Below are 734 nucleotides of genomic sequence, written 5' to 3'. Positions count from 1 at the left end.
CTGATCCTCGGCGGAAGAGGAAATGATGAAGTGGAAAAAATGATCCCGACCGCTGACGGCGGTGTTTTGTTGGGCATATATTCAAGGAGTGCATCCTTCACAAATCCCTCCAAAACAAAAGAACTTAGAGATTCATCGCCTGAGAATTCCCAGACAAAACTGAATACCTATTCTAAAAAGACCGATAATGAAGGTGAAGGAGATTACTGGATCGTTAAAATATCGAAAGAAGGAAAAGTTGAGTGGGAGAAAAATTACGGAGGAAAAGGAGATGACCACCTGAGAACTTTAGCCCTTACCTCTACAGGATACATCATTGGAGGTGAATCAAGATCTGAAAGATCAGGAAATAAAACCGTGGGAATTGAAGAAGGAACAGATGTATGGCTCCTCTCGCTCAGAGAAACAGGAGAAGAAAACTGGCAGAAGTCCTACAGTTTTAAGAACCGGGATATCCTGATGGGACTCAGCGTCATAAAAAGTGCAGACGATAAAAATTCAAAAGGGTTCTTAATCGGCGGCTACACGCAGGCAGAGGGAAGAATTGAAGCAGATGATGAAACTTTCTGGATGCTCTACCTTGACCAGAACGGAAACGAACAATGGAGAAAGCACGTCAAAGGAGAATCAAAGAAGAAGGAAGAACGGTTATCGGATATCAAACTGAACCGTGACGGTTCTATTATTTTAGCAGGAACCAGTGCTGAGGAACTGGGCAGAGAAAACTGGAAGAT

The 734-nt window shown here is 43.1% G+C and carries 1 pseudogene; it reads left to right on the top strand.

Annotation, left to right across the window (positions count from 1 at the left end):
- Positions 1-734: pseudogene (locus AC2A07_RS19665) on the top strand (T9SS type A sorting domain-containing protein); the annotation flags it as partial.

It is taken from the genome of Chryseobacterium sp. HNCC26DJ238, assembly GCF_057180465.1.
The sequence above is the reverse complement of the archived record's forward strand: the minus strand, read 5'-3'. Positions and strand labels throughout refer to the sequence as shown.